Annotated in this window: 20 protein-coding genes; all 20 read left to right on the top strand. The window is 58.4% G+C overall.

Annotated features, from left to right (window positions below):
* The first annotated feature begins 72 nt into the window (after positions 1-72).
* The 20 genes from M516_RS0121040 to M516_RS0120935 all read left to right on the top strand — a co-directional run bounded on the left by M516_RS0121040 (position 73) and on the right by M516_RS0120935 (position 23,348).
* Positions 73-1,605 (top strand): M1 family metallopeptidase, encoded by a 1,533-nt coding sequence (locus M516_RS0121040; protein WP_029100874.1) that lies wholly within the window; start codon positions 73-75, stop codon positions 1,603-1,605.
* A gap of 194 nt (positions 1,606-1,799) precedes the next feature.
* On the top strand, positions 1,800-2,288 hold the full coding sequence (purE, locus tag M516_RS0121035; protein WP_029100873.1) for a 5-(carboxyamino)imidazole ribonucleotide mutase: 489 nt from the start codon (positions 1,800-1,802) through the stop codon (positions 2,286-2,288).
* Positions 2,285-3,445 carry a 5-(carboxyamino)imidazole ribonucleotide synthase gene (gene purK / locus M516_RS0121030; RefSeq protein ID WP_029100872.1) on the top strand — a complete coding sequence of 387 codons (1,161 nt, stop codon included), beginning with the start codon at positions 2,285-2,287 and terminating at the stop codon, positions 3,443-3,445. Before purE ends, purK begins: the two co-directional genes overlap by 4 nt.
* A complete protein-coding gene (purB, locus tag M516_RS0121025) occupies positions 3,438-4,733 on the top strand; it encodes an adenylosuccinate lyase (protein WP_029100871.1) in 1,296 nt (431 codons plus the stop codon). Before purK ends, purB begins: the two co-directional genes overlap by 8 nt.
* Before the next feature lie 705 nt (positions 4,734-5,438).
* The gene (locus M516_RS25330; RefSeq protein WP_029100870.1) at positions 5,439-5,777 is read left to right on the top strand and encodes a TlpA family protein disulfide reductase; all 339 of its coding nucleotides are present in this window, start codon (positions 5,439-5,441) and stop codon (positions 5,775-5,777) included.
* A gap of 9 nt (positions 5,778-5,786) precedes the next feature.
* Positions 5,787-6,479: an ABC transporter ATP-binding protein gene (locus M516_RS0121010; RefSeq protein ID WP_029100869.1), complete on the top strand. Its 693-nt coding sequence runs from the start codon at positions 5,787-5,789 to the stop codon at positions 6,477-6,479.
* Complete coding sequence (locus tag M516_RS26065; protein ID WP_081656631.1) at positions 6,476-10,630, top strand: FtsX-like permease family protein; 4,155 nt, start codon at positions 6,476-6,478, stop codon at positions 10,628-10,630. The genes M516_RS0121010 and M516_RS26065 overlap by 4 nt, the downstream gene beginning before the upstream one ends.
* 278 nt (positions 10,631-10,908) lie before the next feature.
* Positions 10,909-11,424 carry a sigma-70 family RNA polymerase sigma factor gene (locus M516_RS0120995; protein WP_029100867.1) on the top strand — a complete coding sequence of 172 codons (516 nt, stop codon included), beginning with the start codon at positions 10,909-10,911 and terminating at the stop codon, positions 11,422-11,424.
* Between the two features lie 154 nt (positions 11,425-11,578).
* A complete protein-coding gene (locus M516_RS0120990) occupies positions 11,579-12,277 on the top strand; it encodes a response regulator transcription factor (RefSeq protein WP_029100866.1) in 699 nt (232 codons plus the stop codon).
* Positions 12,274-13,290: a sensor histidine kinase gene (locus M516_RS0120985; protein ID WP_029100865.1), complete on the top strand. Its 1,017-nt coding sequence runs from the start codon at positions 12,274-12,276 to the stop codon at positions 13,288-13,290. Before M516_RS0120990 ends, M516_RS0120985 begins: the two co-directional genes overlap by 4 nt.
* Before the next feature lie 93 nt (positions 13,291-13,383).
* Positions 13,384-14,154: an ABC transporter ATP-binding protein gene (locus M516_RS0120980; protein WP_029100864.1), complete on the top strand. Its 771-nt coding sequence runs from the start codon at positions 13,384-13,386 to the stop codon at positions 14,152-14,154.
* Positions 14,129-16,027 (top strand): ABC transporter permease, encoded by a 1,899-nt coding sequence (locus M516_RS0120975; protein WP_029100863.1) that lies wholly within the window; start codon positions 14,129-14,131, stop codon positions 16,025-16,027. The genes M516_RS0120980 and M516_RS0120975 overlap by 26 nt, the downstream gene beginning before the upstream one ends.
* 306 nt (positions 16,028-16,333) lie before the next feature.
* Positions 16,334-16,810, top strand: coding sequence for an Lrp/AsnC family transcriptional regulator (locus tag M516_RS0120970; protein WP_029100862.1), 477 nt, complete (start codon positions 16,334-16,336; stop codon positions 16,808-16,810).
* Positions 16,811-16,876: 66 nt separating this feature from the next.
* Positions 16,877-18,427 (top strand): ABC transporter substrate-binding protein, encoded by a 1,551-nt coding sequence (locus M516_RS0120965; RefSeq protein WP_029100861.1) that lies wholly within the window; start codon positions 16,877-16,879, stop codon positions 18,425-18,427.
* 31 nt (positions 18,428-18,458) lie between these two features.
* A complete protein-coding gene (locus M516_RS0120960) occupies positions 18,459-19,415 on the top strand; it encodes an ABC transporter permease (RefSeq protein WP_029100860.1) in 957 nt (318 codons plus the stop codon).
* A complete protein-coding gene (locus M516_RS0120955) occupies positions 19,415-20,245 on the top strand; it encodes an ABC transporter permease (RefSeq protein ID WP_029100859.1) in 831 nt (276 codons plus the stop codon). Before M516_RS0120960 ends, M516_RS0120955 begins: the two co-directional genes overlap by 1 nt.
* Positions 20,246-20,263: 18 nt before the next feature.
* Positions 20,264-21,238, top strand: a complete 975-nt coding sequence (locus tag M516_RS0120950) for an ABC transporter ATP-binding protein (RefSeq protein ID WP_029100858.1) — start codon at positions 20,264-20,266, stop codon at positions 21,236-21,238.
* Positions 21,235-22,218 (top strand): ABC transporter ATP-binding protein, encoded by a 984-nt coding sequence (locus M516_RS0120945; RefSeq protein ID WP_029100857.1) that lies wholly within the window; start codon positions 21,235-21,237, stop codon positions 22,216-22,218. The genes M516_RS0120950 and M516_RS0120945 overlap by 4 nt, the downstream gene beginning before the upstream one ends.
* A 21-nt stretch (positions 22,219-22,239) precedes the next feature.
* Positions 22,240-22,821, top strand: coding sequence for a chromate transporter (locus M516_RS0120940; RefSeq protein WP_029100856.1), 582 nt, complete (start codon positions 22,240-22,242; stop codon positions 22,819-22,821).
* Positions 22,818-23,348, top strand: a complete 531-nt coding sequence (locus M516_RS0120935) for a chromate transporter (RefSeq protein WP_029100855.1) — start codon at positions 22,818-22,820, stop codon at positions 23,346-23,348. The genes M516_RS0120940 and M516_RS0120935 overlap by 4 nt, the downstream gene beginning before the upstream one ends.
* Positions 23,349-23,375: the final 27 nt, after the last annotated feature.

The raw sequence follows: 23,375 nt of genomic DNA, 5'->3' as shown, positions 1-23,375 counted from the left end.
ACGGAGGGGCGGCTGGTACGGCTGCGCATGCACGTGAGCCGAACACGACAGCAAAACAGGCGGAGGGGTGTTATGAAGCGGTGGAGATTGGCGGTCAGTGCGGCGGTGGGAGCGGCGCTGGCTGTTTTTCTGTGGAGCAAGCCGTGGGCAGAGTGGACCGAGGCGGAGCTGCTGCCGCCGGAGCAGGTGTCCGCCCCGGCTGTGTACCGGGCGGATGTGCGGATTGATCCGCACGCGCACACCGCAGTCGGGACGCTTTCCGTCCGATTCGTACCTGGCGACGGCCAGGCCCTTTTTCATCTCTACCCCAACGCCTTTCACGAATCAGCCGATCTGAGCGGGGCCAACTGGGAGCACATCCTGGGCAAACAGCGGCTGCCGGGAGGAATCCGGATCACCGGGGTGAAGGTGGACGGCCGCCCGGTTCCGGTTCGGACGCTGGGCAAAACGGGAACGATCCTGCAGGTGCCGCTGGAAGGGGCGGCGGGCCGCCGGACGGAGGTGGAGATGGGCTTCGAACTGCGCGTCCCGTACAACAGCGGCAGGCTGTCGTACAACGACCACGCGCTGTGGCTGGGCAACTGGTTGCCGATTCTGGCCGTGCAGGATGAGACCGGCTGGCGGCTGGACCCTTATTACCCGATGGGCGATCCCTTTTACAGCGGCACGGCCAACTACCATTTGCGCGTCACCCTGCCGGACGGCTACAGCCTGGCGACGAGCGGAACGGAAAGTCAGGCGGTGGTGACCCGTCTTCGCCCGCAGGGGAAGTCGCATTACGAGGTGGACGCGTGGAATGTTCGTGATTTTGCCCTGGTGGTGATGGACGACAGCTACCGCCAGACGGTGAGCCGGGTGGGCGAAACGGTGGTGCGCACCTGGTGGCAGGAGGGAGACAGCGAGGAGACCGTGGCCCTGCTGCACGACGTGGCTGTACGGGCGCTGCGCTATTACGGAGAGCAGTTCGGCACGTATCCGTACCGGGAGTACGACGTGGTGAAGACAGGCGGCTTTTTCGGCGGCATGGAATACCCCGGCATCGTTTTTGTCCAGGGCGATACGTTCACCCGGCCGAACGGCATGGGAGCCGCCGTCGTCGCCCACGAGACCGCCCATCAGTGGTTTTACGGGCTGGTGGGAAGCGACGAGGTGCGGGAGGCGTGGGTGGACGAAAGCCTGGCCGATTACGCCGCGATGTCGTTTCTGGAAGACGAACGAATCGCCGCCGACGGCTATATCGGCTACCGGATGGAGCGGGGAAAAGTCTCGGAGCAGTACGCGAACAGGGGACTGCGCGTCCGGCAGCCGCTGGACCGCTTTCCCGACTGGAAGAGCTACAGCGATCTGGTCTATGCGCGGGGAGCGGCGATGTGGTGGAAGCTGCGGCTGGAGTGGGGGAAGGAGCGGCTGCATCGCGTGCTGCGCGACTACGTGCGGGAGCACCAGTACAAAGAGGCGGGCGGAGCGGAGCTGATCGAGGCGTTTTCCCGGGCGGTCGGGGAGGACGCGGCGCCGTTTTTCGACTACTGGCTGGGGATGGATCTGGAAAAACGGGACGAGGCGGAGGCGTGGATGCGCAGCGGACGTCCGTTCCGAATCTTTTAAAAACGAATATTTATATGACATGAAATTATTAACGTTCGGAATCAAGGTTGACAGGCAAACTCTCCCCCTGTTACACTGAAGATGTTGATATGCGTGTGATCCATACAAGCAAGCCCAGGCGATGACCGGCCGATGCGTGGCCGGAAGTCGTTTGGGTTTTCTTCTGACATTGACAGAGAGGGGCGAAGTGTGTCATGGTCAAACCGTTGGTGGGTGTCATCATGGGCAGCACGTCGGACTGGGAGACAATGAAGGACGCCTGCGCGATTCTGGACGAGCTCGCAATCCCGTACGAAAAGAGAGTGGTGTCGGCGCACCGCACGCCCGACTTGATGTTCGACTACGCCGAAAGCGCCAGGAGCCGCGGCCTTGAGGTGATTATCGCGGGAGCGGGCGGCGCTGCCCATCTGCCCGGGATGGTGGCGGCTAAGACGGAACTGCCGGTGATCGGCGTGCCGGTCAAATCGTCCAGCCTGAACGGTTTGGACTCGCTGCTCTCGATCGTGCAAATGCCGGGCGGCGTGCCTGTGGCCACCGTGGCGATCGGCAAGGCGGGAGCAGTCAACGCCGGACTGCTGGCGGCCCAGATCCTCGGGATCAAGTATCCGGAGATCCAGGAGCGGTTTGCCGCCAGACGGGACGCGATCCGCAAGAATGTGTTGGAGGCAAGTGAACTGGCATGACGAACAGAACCCCCATCAAACCAGGCGCAACCATCGGGATTCTCGGCGGCGGCCAGTTGGGGCGCATGATCGCTCTGGCCGGCCGGGCCATGGGATACCGCTTCGTCACGATGGACCCGACGGAGGACGCTCCCTGCGGCCAGGCGGCCGACCGGCAGATTGTCGCCCGGTACGACGACGTGGATGCGGCCATGCAGTTGGCCGAGATCAGCGACGTGATCAGCTACGAATTTGAAAACGTGGACGCGCGTGTGGCGGAAGTGCTGGAAAGCCGGGCCTATGTGCCGCAGGGCAGCCGTCTTCTGCGCATCACGCAGAACCGCATCCGCGAAAAGACGGCGATCCGCGAGCTGGGGATTCCGGTGGCGCCGTTTCGCGTGATCGACACGCTGGACAGCCTGCGGGCGGCGATCGGGGAGCTGGGCCTGCCGGCGGTGATGAAAACGGCCACCGGCGGCTACGACGGCAAGGGACAGTGGGTCCTGAGAAGCGAAGCGGAACTGGCCGAAGCGTACGAAGCCCTGTCCAAAGCGGGCACGGAGCTGATCGTGGAACAGTTTGTGCCGTTTCAACTGGAACTGTCCGTGATCGCGGCGCGCAATCCGTCCGGCGAGCTGGCCGTTTTTCCTGCGGCGGAAAATGTACACCGGGAGAACATCCTGCACCTGTCCATCGTGCCGGCGCGGGTGCCGGACGACATCCGGCAGCGGGCGGAAGCGATCGCCCGGACCATCGCCGAACGGCTGGACGTGGTCGGCCTGATCGCGGTCGAGATGTTTCTCACCGCAAGCGGGGAACTCTATGTAAATGAGCTGGCCCCCCGCCCGCACAACTCCGGCCACTACACGATGGACGCCTGCGTCACGTCGCAGTTCGAGCAGCACGTGCGGGCCGTGTGCGACCTGCCGTTGGGCTCGACGGAACTGCTCTCCCCCGTGGTCATGGTCAACATCCTCGGGGAGCACCTGCAGCCGGTGCTGGACCGCATCGGCCAACTGCCGCGGACGGCCAAGCTGCACCTGTACGGCAAACATGAAAGCAAGCCCAAGCGGAAAATGGGGCACCTGAACGTGCTGGCGCCCAGTGTGGAGGAGGCGCTGGCACAGATTGAGCGGCTCGAAATCTGGACGAACAAAGCGGAGGTACATCATGATTGATCGTTATACGCGACCGGAGATGCGCGCCATCTGGACGGAAGAGAACAAATTCAAGGCGTGGCTGGAAGTGGAGCTCCTCGCCTGCGAGGCGTGGGCCAAGCTGGGCGTCATCCCGGAGGAAGACGTGAAAAAGCTGCGCGAAAACGCCAGCTTTGACATCAAGCGGATTTACGAAATCGAGGAAGAGACGCGCCACGACGTCGTCGCCTTCACCCGCGCCGTCTCGGAAACGCTGGGCGAGGAGAAGAAGTGGGTGCACTACGGCCTCACCTCCACCGACGTGGTGGACACGGCGCTCTCCTACCTGCTTCTCCAGGCCAACAAGATTTTGGAAAAGGACCTGGAAGACTTTATCGCCATCCTCGCCGACAAGGCGCGGGAGCACAAGGACACCGTCTGCATGGGGCGCACCCATGGCGTGCACGCGGAACCGACCACCTTTGGGCTGAAGCTGGCGCTCTGGCACGAAGAGATGAAGCGCAACCTGGCCCGTTTCCGCGCGGCGAAGGAAGAAGTGGCCTACGGCAAAATCTCCGGAGCGGTGGGCACGTACGCCAACATCGACCCGTTTGTGGAGCAGTACGTCTGCGAAAAGCTGGGGCTGAAACCGGCGCCCATCTCCACGCAGACCCTGCAGCGTGACCGTCACGCCGAGTACATGGCGACGCTGGCGTTGATCGCCACCTCGCTGGACAAGTTCGCGACGGAAATCCGCGGCCTGCAAAAGAGCGAGATGCGCGAAGTGGAAGAACCGTTCGCCAAGGGGCAAAAGGGCTCGTCGGCGATGCCGCACAAGCGCAACCCGATCGGCTGCGAGAACATCTCCGGCCTGGCCCGCGTCGTGCGCGGCCACATGCTCTCCGCCTACGAAAACGTTCCGCTCTGGCACGAGCGCGACATCTCCCACTCCTCGGTGGAGCGCGTCATTTTGCCGGATGCGACGCAGCTGTTGAACTACATGCTGCGCCGCTTCATGAACATCGTGAAAAACCTGACCGTCTTCCCGGAAAACATGAAGCGCAACATGGACCGCACGTTCGGCCTGATCTACTCGCAGCAGGTGATGCTGAAGCTGATCGAAAAGGGCATGAGCCGCGAGCAGGCGTACGACACCGTGCAGCCGCGCGCTATGCAGGCGTGGGAGGAACAGCGCTCGTTCCGCTCCATTCTGGAAGAGGACCCGACCGTGACCGCCACGCTGACCAAGGAAGAGCTGGACGACTGCTTCGACTACCGCTATCACCTCAAGCACGTGGATACGATTTTCAAGCGTCTTGGACTGCTTTGATTTCTACACGCTACCCATACAAACGCTCCCGGCAGGAAGCCGGGGGCGATTTTTCTTTGAAGGGATTACCAAAATAAGGAATCCGTTATTTCTCTTGAGAAAGTCCTCAGCCAGTCCAAAAATACCCTCCATATTCCTTATTGTTGTTGATGACAGTAAATAAGAAATAAAACCTCCTATGAATGTAAAATAATGTCGAATATTAAAAAAACATCATGTAGAAAAAATATTTACAGAAAAGAATGAATTGAATAACATATAGTCGAGGAGTTAAATGGAAATGTTTTAAAAAAATCAAAACTGTTTGGGGTAGCTCCTATGTACGTATCTGCGACAACCCCGGCTTCATCGCTGGCCCCAAATATGTATGCGAGTATGTCACTACAAGAAATACGGCGGCGTCAAAACGTATATTCAGTACACGTATGACACGAGAAACTGAAGTGAGATGATGCTAACAACTTCGTCAGCAATGATCAGAGATTCATATCGAGACGACATCAAAATACATGCGTGGAAGCGGAAAAGGAGGCCTTCATGAAGACGACCTCCTTTTTCCTCTCTTTATGGGCAGACACATACTTTCATGTGGGGGATGAAATGATTTTTACTTCGTATATCGTCTTGGCTTTGGCATGAGGGATCTGCAAAGGAGACAAAGCGCCTTTTTTCCGGGAAAGGGATCAGCATGGGCAAATCGTAAAAATGCCGGATGAACAAGAAAAAAATACGTTGATGGTATTTACAAACGACATGTGCGGAACATGCAAACACGTGGTACCAGAATTAGATCATGTAAAAAGACATTACACCGATCTCAGAATTATTGTTGTGTCCAGTCCAATCTACTATGAAGAAGGCTTGCAGGTGCCAGATGGTGTTCATCTCATTCGTTCGGATGGGCTTATGAATACATACCTGATTCATTCGGTGCCAACCGCGATGCTAATCGACCGGGAAGGAATCATTTTAGCCACCCAATCCGTTTCCAGTTACGAGAATATTATGGACATGATTGGCCTATCGGCAGAAAAAGTAAGCTAGGGGGAACCAATGAGTACAGCCATCAAACTTGTGGACGTGGAAAAAACCTACCATGGTGACGGAGTGGTTACCCGAGCGCTTCAATCCGTCACCTTGACGCTGGACAAAGGACAATTTACGGCAATTCTCGGCCCCTCAGGGTCGGGAAAAACGACATTGCTTACCCTAATCGGCACGCTTGACCGACCGACGGCTGGAACAATCAGATACGGTGACGTGGACGTTCTGGCGTTGAAGGGGAAGCGAATTGCCGATTTCCGTTTTGAGCACATCGGGTTCGTGTTCCAACAATTTCATCTATTGCCTGCGTTGACAGCGCTGGAGAACGTGATGGCACCGCTGTTTTCGCGAAAGGTTTCCTATGACAAAAAAGCGAGAGCCCGGGAACTTTTGGCCTGGGTGGGGCTGGAGGCCAAGAGCGATGCACTGCCGTCCCAATTATCGGGCGGGGAACAGCAACGTGTGGCGATTGCCCGCGCGTTGGTCAATCGTCCAGACTGGCTGCTTGCCGATGAACCGACTGGCAATCTGGATACGAGAAACAGTGAAAACATCGTGAAACTGCTGCGAACCTATCAGCAGGAGCACGGTAGCGGCATTGTCTTGATCACGCATGATCAAACCCTAGCCGATCAAGCGGAGCGGATCATCGAGATGCGCGATGGGCGAATCGTGTCCGATTCCGGGAAGGAGACGGGATGATTCGGTACATTTGGACACAGTGGTGGCGTCACCCCGAACGCTTTCTCCTGCTGCTGGTCGGGATGTTGGCCGTCAGTTCCGTTCTCAGTTACTTTATCGGCGTTACGGAGAGCAGCAGCGGCACGACCCACGATATATTGCAAAAACGCTGGAAGGCGGCCTATCATCTGGTGGTTCGTCCCCCGGATACACGCAGTGTCACGGAACGGGACGGGCTATTGGAACCCAACTATCTGAGCGGTCTGCACGGGGGAATCAGCCTCGCGGATTACGAGGCGATCAAAAGAATGCCGGAAGTCGAAGTTGCCGCACCGCTGGCCCCTGTCGGATACGACACGACTGTTTTCTGGTTTGGGAAGATCAGCAAGCCAGAACAACCGGGAATCTATCGACATGTTGTGGAAGTATATGCCGACGATGGCGTACAACCCAATCTAATGATGCAACAGACAAGGTATTACACGGTCGGCCCTTGGAGCATGCCGACCGATTGGGAGCAGGCGCTGCGTGACTATGGGGTGGAAACATGGATACTAGATATGGGCGGAGGAATCAATCAACTGCTGGTTGTTGGCATCGATCCGCAGGCAGAAGCGGCGCTGGTCGGATTGGATCAAGCCGTGTTGCCGATCGGGAAAAGCCGGTATTTTACGGAACAGGACAAAGTGACAACGATAGATGCGGGAGACGGACGAAAGGTGATGAATGTGCCCATCCTGATGAGCAGCAGAATGGACAGCGACCTGCAGGTTATTTACAGGTACGAACGATTGGATCTCCCGTTTGCGACGAGTGAAGATGCCAACCGGACGATGGAAGAGGTGAAGAAGAACGGAGGGGTTTCCTATCTGCACCAACAAAAAAGCGCTGGAGAACGGCTGGAATATGTGTTTGACTCCCGGCAGATGCACCAATTGATTCTGGCCAGTTTGTCGGGCGTGGACCCTGAAACGGGAAAGCCTTTTTCACGCTATGATCACGGCGGCCAGTCGGCCGCTCTCGCCGGACTATTTTTGGAAAAGCCTTCTTCGCTTTCCCTGCGGAAAGTGAGCAGTCCTTACCCAGAGCGCTGGCCTTACGGGTACGAGGCGATACCCGTGCAGCCCAATATTCCGGCAGAGCTTCAGACATACTTCTTATTAATGAAGCCCGAGCGTTATCCCAACTCCTTTCGCTCCACCCAATTTTTTGTTGATTGGAAGAACAAGGATATAACCCCTTACTGGATAGGGTTTTACGATCCCGAGAAGTTACGTATTTCCAAAGAACCTGACAGCGAACTGCCCATGGAAACCTATCGGCCCGCTACTGGGCGGTTGGTGCTAGACAAAGACGACAAACCATTAAACCCCCCGGTACAGGTGAAACCGACTAACAATCCGTTTGGCCTTCTTACCAGTCCACCTCTGCTGTTGACTACCTTGGAAGCGGCAGCGGAGTTGTTGGGTGACAAACCGATTGCCGCGATTCGGCTGAAGGTAAAGGGAGTGCAGGAGGTAAGTGAAGAGAATAGGGAAAAATTAGAATTATTGGCGAGAGAGATCGAAAACAAGACAGGATTGATCGTCGATATGACCCTGGGATCGTCTCCCCAGCCCGTTCTCGTTCACATCCCGAAAAACGGGACATACGACGAGTTGGGGTGGATGGAGCAGTTTTTTATCAAGCTTGGGACGGCTTTTACCCTGGTTCAGGAGACAAAGCTGGGCTTTTCCGGGGTGATTGGTATCGTGATGCTCGTAGCTGTTGCCTACGTGTTCGCCACCAATCTGGTTACGCTGTACGCCCGGATAGACGAGTTCGGTCTGCTGCTTGCTGTCGGCTGGCGGCCCGGACGCGTGGCGGGCATGATGTTTGTCGAGGCGGCCCTGTTGGGGGGAGGGGCCGCGCTGGTTAGCTGGGCAATCGCGGGATTTGCTGTATGGCAGCAACAAGCTGCGGTGCCGGTGTGGCGTATTCTTTTCATTGGTTTGTGCGGTCTGGTCATTTATGTGCTGGCGGCGATTCCGGCTGCATGGCTAGTTCGCAAGATACCGCCGCACGTGATCATGCGGTATGGCGAGATGCGTCCCGTTACTCGACGGACCGTACGGGTGAAGGGAACGTTTTCTCTGGCCTTGGGCCATTTGTTGGCAAGGTATCGCCGCTGTCTGTTGTCCGTCTTTGCCATGGCAGTGCCCACCTGCTTTCTGGTCTTTTATGAGTTTGTCACGAACCGCCTGCAGGGAGTTCTGTACACGTCGTGGCTGGGGCAGTATGTGGCCGTTGAGATCGGGGATGCCCATTACATCGCGATGATACTCGCCTTGGCACTGGCTGTGCTGACAACGGCGGAGATCATGTGGCAAAACGTCATGGAACGAAAAGCGGAACTGCTTTTACTCAAGGCCGTCGGTTGGCGCAGCGGGGCTATTTTTCGCCTGATCGTATGGGAAGGGGTGATGTGCGGACTCCTCGCTTCCGGATGCGGGCTGGCTTTGGGATATGCCTTGATTGCGTGGATGTACCGTCAGTTGCCCGGCCTCGATGTCCTATGGCTGATGGGGGTCGGCTTGATTCCGATTTTGGCTGCCGTCCTCGGTGCTCTTTTCCCGGCGGTAATGGCCATTCGCCTAAGGCCGGCCGCAGGCATTCGCGGATCACAACGAAATCGTCAGCGTACGGAACGGAAGCTGCAGTTGACGATTGCTGTGCTGCTGGTTTCCAGCCTGTTAGGAGCCGCAGCCGGCACGACCCGATTGTGGCAGATGTATCTCCGGCAGGAGGCAGATACATCGATTTCTGCATACGCACCCAATCAGTCAACAGGGGACAGCGCCAAAGAAAGACCGGGCAAGGTTGGCGATCTGGCCGGATTTGATCCCCGTCCGGTTCCAGACGGGAGCAAAGGAACGTACCAGTTGGCATTTCACATGGATCAAAGCGGGAAGTTTACGGCTGAGGCGACGATTGTGGTGGAGAACCGTTCACCGGATACCTGGGATCGCTTGCTGTTTTACTTTATTCCCAACGCGTTTACCAACGCCAACAAGCCCCATACGGTAAAGGACGCGGCCGACGTGAAGATCGTCAGCCTCCACCTGGATCAGCAGAAAACGGATTACCAGCTTACACATGATACGCTCACCATTCCCCTGACGGAGGGGATGGCACCGGGCGAAAAGCGGGAAGTACGGATCTCGTACACGTTTACGGTCCCGAAGGACGGAATTCGTTTCGCCAGGAAAGGGCATCGCTATTACCTGGCCCAGGCCTATCCCATGCTGGCCACGTACCACAACGGATGGAACAAGCAGGATTTCCGGATCAGCAGCGAATCCTATCATACGGGTCACGCCGATTTTACCGTTTCCTACCACATTCCTACAGGGTATCTGTTCGTCAGTTCGTCTGATCAAGATCCGGTTGAAGCGACAGAGACGGGGCAGGTGACCATTTCTCGCGTCAGAGAAGTGTTTGCTGCGGTCGTAAACGGCCTCACCTGCGTTTCCGACACCGTAAGCGGAGTACAGATTCGCGTGTTTGGCGAGGAAGTGAACAGGGGGAAAATGGAGGCAGCACTCGCAACCGCCAGGGAGGCCGTGCCGTTTTTTATCAACAAGATCGGCAGCTATCCCCATCGCCAACTGGACATCATGCTGGACGATGGCGCCAGTATGGAGTATCCCGGCATCGTAACCGTCGCTCCGCAAGACGACCTTGCATCATTGAGGAAAACGGTCGTTCACGAGATTGTTCATCAATGGTTCTACGCCGTTGTGGCAAACGACCCCTATCACGAGGGCTGGCTGGACGAGGGCATCACTGAATTCGCGGTCTCTCTGTTCTTTCTTGGTCACGACAAGATGACAGAGGAGGAGGTTTTCGCTCAAGCCAACCGGGCTGCCGTCATTGCTGGTGAGAAGCCGTCCAATCTGCCGCTGGACCAGTATGACGGCGAAACCTACGGAGCGTTTTACGCCGTTCCGTCACTGCGGCTGTGGGAGTTGGTCTCCACGTACGGCGATGTGGAAGAAGGCTGGCGTTTTCTTCGCGCGTATTACGAAAGATATTCCTATCAACAGGTGGACACCAAGGAGTTTATCCGGTTTGCGACGACCTATTTCTCGGTGAAAGAGACGTATTTTTCCTCCTGGCTCAAACTGCGGTAAGCATGAAACATGGCTGGACGATTGCTACACTTACCGTTAGGCTCAAACCGAGCGAACGTACATTCAACCTTACCTCCGTTCTGAGGTAAGGTTTCAAACGTGAAGACAAAGGGCCTCCCCGCCGTCTTACTCCCGTTCATATCGTAACCGTGCGGTTCTCTCCCCACCTTACAAAAATGTAAGGTTCTTGAAATGTAACGCGATGGTTCGGGCAGCCGCCTGCTTTTACAATAAAGACAAATCATTCGGAATTCTTGATGAGGAAACGGGAGAAAACCATGAACACCACACGCACGCATGAACAATGGAATCATCAGCGCATTTACGAAGAGTATTCCGCCCACATTCACCGGTATTTCCGCTATCGCGTCAAAAACGTCTGGGACGTGGAGGATTTGACGACCACCGTGTTTGTCAAGGTGTACGCCAAGCTGGACCAGTACGACGGGCGGCATCCGTTTGGCGCCTGGATCTTCCGCATCGCCCACAATACCCTGGTCGACTACCTGCGCAAAAAGCGGGAGTGCCCGGTCGACACCGAGACGTTTGCGGCGATGAAGGCGAACGACAAGCTGCCGGAGGAGCGGCTGCTGAGCCGGGAATCCCATGACGCGCTGTGGAAAAACGTGCGGACGCTGTCCGTGGACCAGCGCCGCGTCATCTCGCTGCGCTACCTGGCCGACCTGAGAATGAACGAAATCGCAAAAATCCTGGGCAAGTCGGAAGCGTCCGTGAAGATTTTGCACTTCCGCGGCATCCGCAAACTGCAGCAGCTAATGGCTGCCCAAGGATAGGAACCCACCGAGGGATGGACGACAGCGCCATCCCTTTTCTTTCGTGTGCCCGCGCATCGCGGGGGCGAATCCGGGCGGGGGCCCGTCCGCTACTGCCGGCGGAACTCTTTTGGTATAGTACAACATAAGGAGTATGAGAGCGAGGAGTATGCCGATGTCGACGATCATGATTGTGGAAGACGATCCGAAAATCACGAAGCTGCTGCAAAACCAGTTGGAGAAATACGGCTATCACGCGGTCAACATCGAACACTTCGACCGGGTGATGGAGGTGTTTGCCGAGGTGAAGCCCGACCTGGTGCTCCTGGACGTGAACCTGCCCAAGTATGACGGGTTTTACTGGTGCCGGCAGATCCGGCAGGTGTCCAACTGCCCGATTCTGTTCATCTCCGCGCGGGAGAGCAAGATGGACCAGGTGATGGCGCTGGAGAACGGCGCCGACGATTACATTACCAAGCCGTTTGACTACGACGTGGTGCTGGCGAAAATCCGCAGCCAGCTTCGCCGCGCCTACGGGATGTACGCCGTCCAGGAAGGGGAGCGGACGGTGGAGGCGGCCGGGCTGAAGCTGTTTCCGGAGCGGATGGAGCTGGTGATGCACGACAGGAAAGTGGAGCTGAGCAAAAAAGAGGCGCTGCTCCTGGAGGCGCTGATCACCCAGTACCCGCGCGTCGTCAGCCGCGAACGCCTGCTGGAGAAGCTGTGGGACGAGCAGTTCGTGGACGAAAACACGTTGAATGTGTACATTACGCGCGTGCGCAGCAAGCTGAAAGACCTGAACCTGGACGGAGCGATTGAGACGGTTCGCGGCTCCGGCTACCGCCTGCGGGCCACCTGGGAGGACGGGCGATGAGGCTGTTTTGGAAAGACCAGCTCGTCTTTCTGGTGTTTTTCTTTGTCCAGTTGGCGCTGCTCGTGCTCATCTTTGCGCTGGACGGGTACTGGAACCCTTCGCTGATCAGCTACGCGGTGTTTCTGTGCGCGTTTTTTGCCGGCAGCTACCTGGTCGTCCGGTACCTGCTGAACCGGCCGGTCTACCAACGGCTGAGCCATCCCGTCCAGTCGCTGGACGAGCTGAACCAGCGGCACGGCAACGCCGCCCTGGGACGAGCGGTTGACCAGACGTTTCAGGAGCTGTACCGGCTGTTCAAGGAGCAGCTCCACGCCTACGAAACGAAGCAGCGGGAATACACGACGTTTATCCAGCAGTGGGTGCACCAGATGAAGACGCCGATCTCGGTCATTCACCTGCTGCTGCAGGATGATCCCGATCCGCGGGCGGAAAGCGTCCGCGAAGAGGTGGACCGGATCAAGCGCGGGCTGGAGACGGTTTTGTACATCGCCCGGCTGGACCGGTTTGAACAGGATTTTCTCATCGAATCGGTCTCGCTTAGGCAGTTGGTCCAGGCGGTGGTGTCGGAAAACAAGCGGCTGTTTATCCGCAATCAGGTGTATCCCGAAGTGAAGGTGGACGAGCGGCTTGCGGTGGAGTCGGACGAGAAATGGCTGTCGTTCGTGCTCAATCAACTGCTGACCAACGCCGTCCGCTACTCCGCGGGCAAAAGCAGCAAAGTGGGCATCCTTGCCTATCCGCGCGGGATGGATGTGGTCCTGGAAGTGCGGGACAACGGCATCGGCATTCCGCCGGAGGACGTCCACCGCGTGTTTCAGCCGTACTTTACGGGGGAAAACGGACGCCGATACCCGGAATCGACCGGCATGGGGCTGTATTTGGTCAAGGAAATCTGCGGCCGCCTGCATCACGGGGTGGAACTGGAGTCAAAGGTGGGCGAGGGCACGTCGGTCCGCATCGTCTTTGCCGCCGTCGTCCCAACCTTACAAGAACGTAAGGAGGATGAAAGCTAATTCGATAGCTTGGCTGCGCGCGCTTCCGTATAGTGGGAAGGAGAGCAGGAAGACTGCACGGTTTGAAACGCTCGAACGAAAGGAGAAGCGCACATGGACATGCTGCAAGTCAGGAAACTCAGCAAAATATACGGAGGCAAGGTCACGTATCGCGCGCTGACCGACATCGATTTTACCATTCGCAAGGGAGAGTTTGTCGGCATCATGGGGCCGTCCGGAAGCGGGAAAACGACGCTTCTGAACATGATCTCCACCATCGACAAGCCCACTTCCGGGGAGGTGCTTTTGAACGGCACCAATCCCCACCAGTTGAAGGGGAGCAGGCTGGCGCTGTTCCGCCGCCGGGAATTGGGATTCGTCTTCCAGGATTTCAACCTGCTGGACACGCTGACCATCGGGGAAAACATCATCCTGCCCCTGACGCTGGACGGCGAAAACGTGCGCGTCATGCAGGAGAAGCTTGAGACCGTGGCGGCCAAATTGGGCATCAGCGACATTCTGGACAAACGCACCTACGAGGTGTCGGGCGGCCAGCGGCAGCGGGCGGCCATCGCGCGGGCGATCATCCACTCGCCGTCGCTCCTTTTGGCGGACGAACCGACGGGCAACCTGGATTCGAAAGCCTCCCGCAGCGTGATGGAGACGCTGGAGGCGATCAACAAGAACGACGGCACGACGATGATGATGGTCACCCATGACCCGCTGGCGGCCAGCTACTGTCACCGCGTGATCTTCATCAAGGACGGCCAACTGCACAACGAGATGTACCGGGGAGAGAGCCGGCAGGCGTTCTTCCAGAAAATCATCGACGCCCTGTCGCTGTTGGGAGGGAACGCGCATGACCTTTCGACAATTCGCGTGTAACAACGTCTCCCGCAACAAGCGCACCTATGCCGCGTTTTTCCTGAGCAGCGTCTTTTCCGTGATGATTTTCTTCATCTATGCGATGTTTATCTTCCATCCGGAGATTGAGAACGGGGAGATTAACGCCAACGTGGCCAAGGGCATGATGGTGGCCGAGTACATCATCTACCTGTTTTCGTTCTTTTTTCTGTTTTACTGCGTCAGCGCCTTCTTGAAAAAGCGGGAGAAAGAGTTCGGCATCCTGTTCATGCACGGCATGACCCGCTGGCAGCGCAACGTGCTGATCTTTATGGAAAACCTCATCATCGGCTTGCTGGCGATCGTGTTCGGCATCGGCCTGGGGATGGTGCTGGGCAAGCTGTTCTTCCTGTTTGCCGGCTTTTTGCTGGATGTGGAGGCGCTGCCGTTTTACCTGCCGCTCAAGGCGATTGCCTTGACGGTGGTCGCGTTCCTCTTCCTGTTTGTCGCCATCTCCGTGTGTATCGTCCTGTTTTTGAAGCGGAGCAACCTGCTGGAACTCCTGCAGGGCAGCCAGCGGCCGAAGCGGGAGCCGACCGCGTCCGTCTTTCTCTCGCTGTTGGCGGCGGGACTGCTGGGGACGGCCTACGCCCTGGCGCTTTGGGCGGAAGGGACGTACGTCCCGGTGCTGCTGCTGCCGGTCAGCGCGATGACGATTGCCGGAACCTACCTACTGTTCACGCAGTTGAGCGTGTTCATCATCCGGCTGTTGAAGCGAAACCGCCGCGTATACTGGAAGCGCACCAACCTGGTGACACTTTCCGCCCTGGCGTACCGGATGAAGGACAACGCGCGGATGTTTTTCCTCGTCTGCATCGTTTCCACGGTGGCGTTCTGCGCGATCGGGACGCTGGCGGCCCTGGCCGGTTCGATTCAGGAAACGGTGGTCAAGACCAATCCGTTTGCGTTCGAATATCATTCGATGGCGGAAAACAAGCAGGAACAGCAGCATCTGGCCATGATTGAAACGGCGCTGAGAGAAGGCGGCTTTCCGTTTGAAAAGTACGCCCTGACGGTTCGCTACCTGCCCGTCCCGACCAGCGAGGACGAGCGGGACGCCTCGGTCGCCGTGGTGAAGCAGTCCGATTACAACCGCTTTGCCCGCGCGGCTGGCGCGGAGGAAGTGACGGTGGGAGATCGGGAAGCGGTCTACTTCCCGCGCTGGCCGGACGAGAAGCTGATCGAGAGCGGGACGCTGCAAATCGGGAACGTACGGCTGCAGCCCAAAGGGGTGGAGGGATTTCCCCTGCTCCCTTCGCTCACCGGCGGGCCGATCGCCGTCGTGCCGGATGAGCTGTATGATCGGGCAAAACCGGTGGCGGAGCAGCACAGCTATGGGTACGTCGTGGACAACTGGAAGGAGACGAAGGAGATTGGCGAAAAGCTGGAACAGGAACTGGGCGACGGACGTACCAGGTCGTATTCCCTTTCCGCCCGCGCTCCGCAGTACTACATCTTGAAACAGATGGCCAACACCGGCCTGTTCATCGGCCTCTTCGTCGGCGTCCTGTTCTTTGTCGCGGCGGCCAGCTTCCTGTACTTCCGCCTGTACACCGACCTGGAAAACGACAAGCGTCAGTATGGCGCCATCACCAAGATCGGGCTCTCCGAACAAGAGCTGTCCAAAATCGTCACGACGCAAATTGCCCTGCTGTTCTTCGCTCCCATCCTGGTGGCGATCGTCCACAGCGCCGTCGCGTTTGTGTCGCTGCAGAGCATGCTGAAGCTGATGCTCATCGCATCGGTCTTCAAACCGACGGTGATCGTGCTGGCAAGTTTTGTGCTGGTGCAATTCGTCTATTTCTGGATGATCCGCAACCGCTACCTGTTCCACTTGAAAAAAGCGGTGTTATAGAAAGCGGCCTGCGCAGATCCCGCGCGGCAGGAGGACCCTGCTGCCCGGGATCTTTGTCGTTGGAGGAAGCCGGGCGTGGCCCGTGATGCGGCTGCGCGAAGCCGGATGAATATGGCGAAACAGCATATGTTTTCAGAAAGTATATTGAAAATGCTGCGTAGAATAAATTTTGAGAAAACTATTGCACTTAGGTGAGAATCGTATTATAGTATCTAAACATAGACGATATTCGTCGGAAAATTTATTTTTATTGCCGCAATAGGTAATGACTTACAGGAAATCTGGTCGAAAAAAGGTAGGGGAGTTATGGAAGAGAAATATCATCGCTCACTGTATTCCCAACTGGACGATTTGGATTACGCCATCGCCCGCGCGCTGCAGGACAATGCGCGGCTGCCGTTTACGCAGATCGCCAAGGAATTGGGCGTCACGGAAAAGACCGTGCGGATACGCGTCCAGCAGATGCAGGACGAGGGCGTGCTCAGCCTGGTAGGAATCGTCAACCCGGTCAAGGCCGGAATCACGGTGCAGTCGCTGATCCAGGTGGCCGTCGAGGCGGACAAGCTGGACGACGTGGTGGCGGAACTGCAGGACATCTACGAGGTCAGGCTGGTCGTGCTGACCACGGGCGATTACCAGTTGATGATCCAGGTGTTGAACCGCGATTACGAGGAATTGTCGCAATTTTTAATGAATAAGCTCAACAAAATCAAGGGCATCACCAAGGTCAACGTCATCAACGAACTGAAAGTGCTGAAATCGCGCTTTCGCTTTATCCGCTGAAGACAATCGTTCCTGGCAGCAGGAGCGGTTGCCATATACATTCAACAAAAAGGAAGGGGAGGACTTATGTTATCGAAAAAGATGGGCAAAACGCTGCTGGCAGCGGTCTTGGGAACAGCGCTGCTGGCCGCCGGTTGTGGAGGAGGTGGCGGCAGTCAGACGGGGACCGCTCCGTCCGCCAGCACAGGCAAAAAAGTGATCAACATCGGGTTGAAAGCAGATCCGCCGACGCTCGATCCGAGCACCTCCACCGCGCTGGTCGACCGCATGGTGTACGCCAGCATTTACGACAAGCTGTTTGACATCGATCCGAGCGGCAAGATCGTGCCGATGCTGGTCAGCTCGTACGAAGTGTCGCCGGACGGCAAAACCTACACGCTCAAGCTGAAAGAGGGCGTCAAGTTCCACGACGGCACCGACTTTGACGCGGAGGCGGTCAAGTTCAACTTCGAGCGCAACATGAACGGCGAAAAGTCCAGACGCAAAAGCGAGCTGAAAGTGGTGGACTCCGTCACGGCAGTTGACAAGCACACGGTCAAGATTCAACTGAAGGAGCCGTTCGCGCCGCTGCTCTCCATCCTGGCCGACCGCTCGGGGATGATGGTCTCGCCGGCGGCTGTCAAACAGTACGGGGACGACTTCCTCAACCATCCGGTCGGCACCGGGCCGTTCGTCTTCGTCGAGCACGTCAAAGGAGACCACGTGACGCTGAAGCGCAACGACAACTACTGGAACGGCAAGGTGAACGTGGATGAGGTCACCTACAAGGTGTTCACCAACGGCACGGCCAAGGTGCAGAACCTGCGCTCCGGCATGCTGGACATCATCGATGAGGTACCGGTGAAGGAGATTCCGGCGATCAAAGGAGATGCCAACCTGCAGTTGGTGGCCGAACCCAGCATGGGCTACATGGGCTTCTATCTGAACAACAGCAAGCCGCCGTTTGACAACAAGTACCTGCGCCAGGCCGTGGAGCGGGCCATCGACCGGGAAGCCGTGGTCAAGGTGCTGTTCAACGGCTACGCGCTGCCGGGCCGTTCGCCGTTTGCGCCGGGCAACCTGGCGTACAGCAGCGAGCTGGACAAGCCGGTCAAGCCGAATCCGGATGAGATCAAGCAGCTTCTGGCCAAAGGCGGCAAGCCGAACGGATTCAGCTTCAAGCTGAACATCGCGACCTCGACGGAGAACGAACAGTTCGGCGCCGTGATCCAAAACATGCTGAAACCTTACAACATCAACGTGCAGTTGGAAAAGTTGGAATTCGGCCAATTGATCGAAAAAGGGGACAAAGGCGACTTCGAGGCGCTCAACCTGGGCTGGTCCGGACGCCAGGACCCCGACCAAAACTTCTATGATTTCGTCGTCACCGGCACCCCCAACAACGACGGCCGCATCAGCATTCCGAAGCTGGACGAGCTGGCCGCCAAGGCGCGCGTGGAGCTTGACGAAGCGAAGCGCAAGCAGATGTACGAGGAGGCGGTCAAGATCCTGCAGGAAGAAGCGGGCTACGTCTACGTCTACCACCAGTACAACCTGCTGGCGATGAGCAAGAAGATCAGCGGCTTTACCTACGTGCCGGACGGCCTGATCCGCACGGCGACGCTGGACAAGCAGTAACCGACACACCGTAGTACGGGGAGGAATTGTCATGATGTTTGTGGTGAGACGCCTGCTGCTGACAATCCCGATTCTCCTTCTGGTGTCGATCATGACGTTCTCCTTAATCCACTTGATCCCGGGCGATCCAGCCCGGGTCATTTTAGGACAAGAGGCGACACCGGAGGCGTATCAGGCGCTGCGGGCCGAATTGGGGCTGGACAAACCGATTGTGGTCCAGTACTTTTCCTGGCTGGGCAAAGTGCTCCAGGGGGATCTGGGCATGTCGATTACCGACCGCGTGCCGGTCTCCGAACTGATCATGCAGCGGCTGCCGGCCACCGTGGAGCTGACCATCGGCACGTTTCTCGTCGCGCTTCTCATCGCGTTTCCGGCCGGCATCCTGGCCGCGGTGCGGCGGGGAACGTGGATCGACTACACCAGCACGTTTGCCGCGTTGGGCGGCATGAGCATCCCCAGCTTCTGGCTGGCGATGATGCTGATCATTTACTTCGCCGTGGAAAATCAATGGCTGCCGTCTTCGGGCTACGTGCCGTTCAGCGAAAACCCGGCGCAGAACATCATGGCGATGATTCTGCCCTGTCTGGCCACCGGCCTGCGCGAATCGGCCGTCTTGATGCGGATGCTGCGCTCGTCCCTGTTGGAAGTGGTCAACATGGACTTTATCCGCACGGCCAAGGCCAAGGGGCTGAACGAGGTGCGCACCGTGCTCGGCCACGCGCTGCGCAACGCGCTCATTCCCGTGGTCACCACCTCCGGTCTGATGATTGCCGGCCTGCTGGGCGGGCTGGTCATCACCGAATCGATTTTTTCCATTCCGGGATTCGGCCGGCTGATCGTAGAATCGGTGTTTAAGCGGGATTACGTCACGGTCCAGGGGGCCATCCTGGTGTCGGCCATTCTGGTCGTGGCGGTAAACCTGGTGGTGGACCTCCTGTACGCTGTCATCGATCCGCGCATCAAGGCGGGGAAAGGGGCGGAAGGATAATGAACGCGATGCGAAAATTTGTGCGCAACGGCCTGGGCGTTCTCGGCGGGTTGATCATCCTCTCGCTGATCGTCGTCGCCATCTTCGCGGAGCAGATCGCCCCCTACGATCCCAACGCGCAAAACTACGACAAGGTGCTGATGCCGCCCAGCGCGGAGCATCCGTTCGGCACGGACGACCTGGGACGGGACATCTTCTCCCGGGTCATCTACGGCTCCCGCATTTCGATTGAAGCGGCGGTCATCTCCGTCGGCATCGCCATGCTGATCGGCGTGCCCATCGGCCTTTTGTCCGGCTACTACCGCGGCTTCTGGGACGAGTGGATCGTCATGCGCACCGTGGACGCGATGCAGGCGTTTCCGTTTCTGATTCTGGCGCTCGCCATCTCCGCCGTGCTCGGCTCCGGCTTCGGCAACGCCATGCTGGCGATCGGGATCGGCTTTTCCCCCGCCTTCGTCCGCATTACGCGGGGACAGGTGCTGTCGCTTCGCAACATGGAGTACATCCAGGCGGCCCGGGCGGTGGGCGTCAAGGACAGCCGGATCATTTTCCGCCACATCCTGCCCAACGCGCTCAACCCGATCGTCATCCAGGCCACGCTGGCGATGGCGGCGGGGATTCTGGCGGAAGCCTCGCTCTCCTATCTGGGGCTGGGCGTACAGCCGCCGACGCCGTCCTGGGGCAGCATGCTGAATCAGGCCCAGACGCTGATGTCCGTCGCGCCGTACGCCACCTTTTACCCCGGCATGGCAATCTTCCTGGTCGTGCTCGGCTTCAACCTGCTGGGCGACGGTCTGCAGCAAATACTAGATCCGCGGGTGCGGAAATAAACTGGGGAGGAGAGCCTCATGACGACCATACTGGAAGTGGAACAACTGAGAACGCGGTTTCGCACGGAAAACGGCGTCGTCAACGTGGTCGACGGCGTCGACTTCTCCATCCGCGCCGGCGAGACGCTTGGCGTCGTAGGCGAATCCGGCTGCGGCAAAAGCGTCACCAGCCTCTCGATCATGCGCCTGCTGCCGCCCAACGGCAGGGCGGAGGGAACGATCCGGTTCAACGGCACCAACCTGCTGGAGCTGTCGGAAAAAGAGATGCAGGCGGTGCGCGGCAACGAAATCTCGATGATCTTTCAGGAGCCGATGACCTCGCTCAACCCGCTGCACACGGTGGGCAGGCAGATCGAAGAAGCGATCCTGCTGCACTGGAAAGTGAGCAAGGCGCAGGCCAAGGAACGGGCGATCGCGATGCTGAAAGCGGTGGGCATGCCGCGCGCGGAAGAGATCTACGGGGAGTACCCGCACCAGCTCTCCGGGGGGATGCGGCAGCGCGTGATGATCGCGATGGCGATGGCGTGCGACCCCAAGCTGATCATCGCCGACGAGCCGACGACGGCCCTGGACGTGACGATCCAGGCGCAGATTCTCGACCTGATGCGGGAACTGAAGGAGAAGACGGGCACATCGATCATGCTGATCACGCACGATCTGGGCGTCGTCGCCGAGATGTGCGACCGCGTCATCGTCATGTACGCCGGGCAGGTGGTGGAGGAGACCGACGTGGAAACGCTGTTTGAACAGCCGAAACACCCGTACACCATCGGCCTGATGAGATCGATTCCCGAGCTGGACGAGGAGCGGGAGTACCTGGACACCATCCCGGGCGCGGTGCCGCTGCCCAACCAGATGCCGAAGGGCTGCCGGTTTGCCCCGCGCTGCGCGCAGGCCATGCCGATCTGTCACGAACAGCCGCCCGAGCTTTTGCAGTTGGACGGCCACAAATGCCGCTGCTGGCTGTACGCGGAAGGGAGGGATGAGGCATGAAGCCGCTGTTGGAAGTAAAAGGGCTGCAGAAGCACTTTCCGATCAAGTCCGGCTTTTTCAAGAAAACGACGGGATACGTGAAGGCCGTCGACGGCATCGACCTGCAGGTGTTTCCAGGAGAGACGCTGGGCATCGTGGGCGAGTCGGGGTGCGGCAAGTCGACCACCGGCCGGACCATTTTGCGGCTGCTGGAACCGACCGCAGGGGAGGTCTGGTTTGACGGCAAGGATCTCGCCAAGCTGTCCAAGGAAGAGATGCGGCGCATGCGCAAGGACCTGCAGATGGTCTTTCAGGACCCGTACGCCTCGCTCAATCCGCGCATGACGATCAAGCAAATCCTGATGGAGTCGCTGGAGGTGCACAACATCGGGACGCGGGAGGAACGGCTGAAAACCATCGAAGAGATCATCGAGATCGTCGGTCTTCGCAAGGAGCACCTGAACCGGCATCCGCACGATTTTTCCGGCGGCCAGCGGCAGCGCATCGGGATCGCCCGGGCGCTGGTGGTGAAGCCGAAGCTGATCATCGCGGACGAACCGGTGTCGGCGCTGGACGTCTCGATCCAGTCGCAGATTCTGAACCTGTTGAAAGATCTGAAAAAAGAGTTTAACCTGACCCTGATGTTTATCTCGCACGACTTGTCGGTCGTCAAACACCTGTGCGACCGGGTGGCCGTCATGTATCTGGGGCGGGTGGTGGAAATTGCCGACAAGCGGACGCTGTTCGACAATCCCAGCCATCCGTACACGCGGGCGCTGCTGTCCGCCGTTCCCGTGGCCAAACCGCGGCAGAAGCGGGAACGCATCCTGCTGACCGGCGACCTGCCCAGTCCGGCCAATCCGCCGAGCGGCTGCACGTTCCATCCGCGCTGCCCGCATGCGACCGACCTGTGCAAGACCAAAGCGCCGAGCCTGACCGATATCGGGGGAGGACAGTTCGTCTCCTGCCACCTGGTACATGCAGGCGAGCTGGCGACCTGACGGCGGGACGGAGGCATTCAGATGATCTACTGGCAGTTGTTTCTCGCGTTTTTTCGCATCGGCATTTTCGGCTACGGCGGCGGCCCGACGATGGTCCCCCTGTTTTACGCCGAGTGCGTGCAGAAGTACAAATGGGTAAGCGAAGAGGACTTTACCGACAACCTGGCGCTGGCCAACGCCCTGCCCGGCCCGATCGCCACCAAGCTGGCAGCGTTTATCGGGTACCGGGTCAAAGGCTGGAGCGGCGCGCTGGTGGCCAACTGCGCGGTGGTGCTGCCCATCGTGCTGGTCATGATCGCGCTGCTGCAGGTGATTTACCAGTGGAAGGACGCGCCCGGCGTGTACGGGATGATTCAGGCGATCCAGCCGGTGATCGCCGTCATGACCGGCGTGCTGACCTGGGAGTTTTTGCAGAAGGGCTGGCAGGGAGCGGGGAACAAGAGCGGCGTCGCCCTCATGCTGGTCCTGTCGCTGGTGGCCCTGCTCTTCCTTGACCTGCACCCCGGCATTGTGGTGGGCATTGCCCTGGCCGGTTCGTTTGCCTATTCCACCTGGGTGCTGCGGAAGCGGAAAACGCCGGGCGGCAAGGAGGGGGCGGCATGATTTACCTGCAGTTGTTCTGGGCGTTTTTTATCTCCAACATTCTCGGCTACGGCGGCGGGCCGCCCAGCATCCCGCTGATCCAGAACGAGGTGGTCGACCACTATCACTGGATGACGATGAAAGAGTTCGGGGAGGTGCTGGCGGTCGCCAATGCCCTGCCCAGTCCGATCGCCACCAAGCTGGCGGGTTACGTCGGCTACCAGGTGGCCGGCGTGCCGGGGGCGACGGTCGCGCTCTTGGCGACAATCGCGCCGACGGCCATCGCCATGATCCTGCTGCTGAACTTCCTCAACGTGTTTCGCAACGCGCCGCAGGTGAAAGCGATGACGCAATCGGTCCGTCCGATTGTCACCGTGCTCTTGGGCACGATGACGTACGAGTTTTTCCTCGGAGCCGTGGAGGGCATCGGCTGGATGCAGACCGGCATCCTGGCCATCGCCTCCTTTCTCCTGCTGGAAAAGTGGAAGCTGAACCCTGCGCTTGTAATCGCCCTGTCCATGGGTTACGGGTTTTTCTTCATCGGCTAACGATTACAGTTGAATCGGAGGTATACG

The sequence above is a fragment of the Brevibacillus thermoruber 423 genome (assembly GCF_000454065.1).
Classification (GTDB): Bacteria; Bacillota; Bacilli; order Brevibacillales; family Brevibacillaceae; genus Brevibacillus; species Brevibacillus thermoruber.
The sequence above is the reverse complement of the archived record's forward strand: the minus strand, read 5'-3'. Positions and strand labels throughout refer to the sequence as shown.

Excerpts from the sequence above, each read along its gene's own strand:
- M516_RS0121040 (WP_029100874.1), top strand. The coding sequence starts at position 73 with ATGAAGCGGTGGAGATTGGCGGTCAGTGCGGCGGTGGGAGCGGCGCTG.
- purE (WP_029100873.1), top strand. The coding sequence starts at position 1,800 with ATGGTCAAACCGTTGGTGGGTGTCATCATGGGCAGCACGTCGGACTGG.
- purK (WP_029100872.1), top strand. The coding sequence starts at position 2,285 with ATGACGAACAGAACCCCCATCAAACCAGGCGCAACCATCGGGATTCTC.
- purB (WP_029100871.1), top strand. The coding sequence starts at position 3,438 with ATGATTGATCGTTATACGCGACCGGAGATGCGCGCCATCTGGACGGAA.
- M516_RS25330 (WP_029100870.1), top strand. The coding sequence starts at position 5,439 with ATGCCGGATGAACAAGAAAAAAATACGTTGATGGTATTTACAAACGAC.
- M516_RS0121010 (WP_029100869.1), top strand. The coding sequence starts at position 5,787 with ATGAGTACAGCCATCAAACTTGTGGACGTGGAAAAAACCTACCATGGT.
- M516_RS26065 (WP_081656631.1), top strand. The coding sequence starts at position 6,476 with ATGATTCGGTACATTTGGACACAGTGGTGGCGTCACCCCGAACGCTTT.
- M516_RS0120995 (WP_029100867.1), top strand. The coding sequence starts at position 10,909 with ATGAACACCACACGCACGCATGAACAATGGAATCATCAGCGCATTTAC.
- M516_RS0120990 (WP_029100866.1), top strand. The coding sequence starts at position 11,579 with ATGTCGACGATCATGATTGTGGAAGACGATCCGAAAATCACGAAGCTG.
- M516_RS0120985 (WP_029100865.1), top strand. The coding sequence starts at position 12,274 with ATGAGGCTGTTTTGGAAAGACCAGCTCGTCTTTCTGGTGTTTTTCTTT.
- M516_RS0120980 (WP_029100864.1), top strand. The coding sequence starts at position 13,384 with ATGGACATGCTGCAAGTCAGGAAACTCAGCAAAATATACGGAGGCAAG.
- M516_RS0120975 (WP_029100863.1), top strand. The coding sequence starts at position 14,129 with ATGACCTTTCGACAATTCGCGTGTAACAACGTCTCCCGCAACAAGCGC.
- M516_RS0120970 (WP_029100862.1), top strand. The coding sequence starts at position 16,334 with ATGGAAGAGAAATATCATCGCTCACTGTATTCCCAACTGGACGATTTG.
- M516_RS0120965 (WP_029100861.1), top strand. The coding sequence starts at position 16,877 with ATGTTATCGAAAAAGATGGGCAAAACGCTGCTGGCAGCGGTCTTGGGA.
- M516_RS0120960 (WP_029100860.1), top strand. The coding sequence starts at position 18,459 with ATGATGTTTGTGGTGAGACGCCTGCTGCTGACAATCCCGATTCTCCTT.
- M516_RS0120955 (WP_029100859.1), top strand. The coding sequence starts at position 19,415 with ATGAACGCGATGCGAAAATTTGTGCGCAACGGCCTGGGCGTTCTCGGC.
- M516_RS0120950 (WP_029100858.1), top strand. The coding sequence starts at position 20,264 with ATGACGACCATACTGGAAGTGGAACAACTGAGAACGCGGTTTCGCACG.
- M516_RS0120945 (WP_029100857.1), top strand. The coding sequence starts at position 21,235 with ATGAAGCCGCTGTTGGAAGTAAAAGGGCTGCAGAAGCACTTTCCGATC.
- M516_RS0120940 (WP_029100856.1), top strand. The coding sequence starts at position 22,240 with ATGATCTACTGGCAGTTGTTTCTCGCGTTTTTTCGCATCGGCATTTTC.
- M516_RS0120935 (WP_029100855.1), top strand. The coding sequence starts at position 22,818 with ATGATTTACCTGCAGTTGTTCTGGGCGTTTTTTATCTCCAACATTCTC.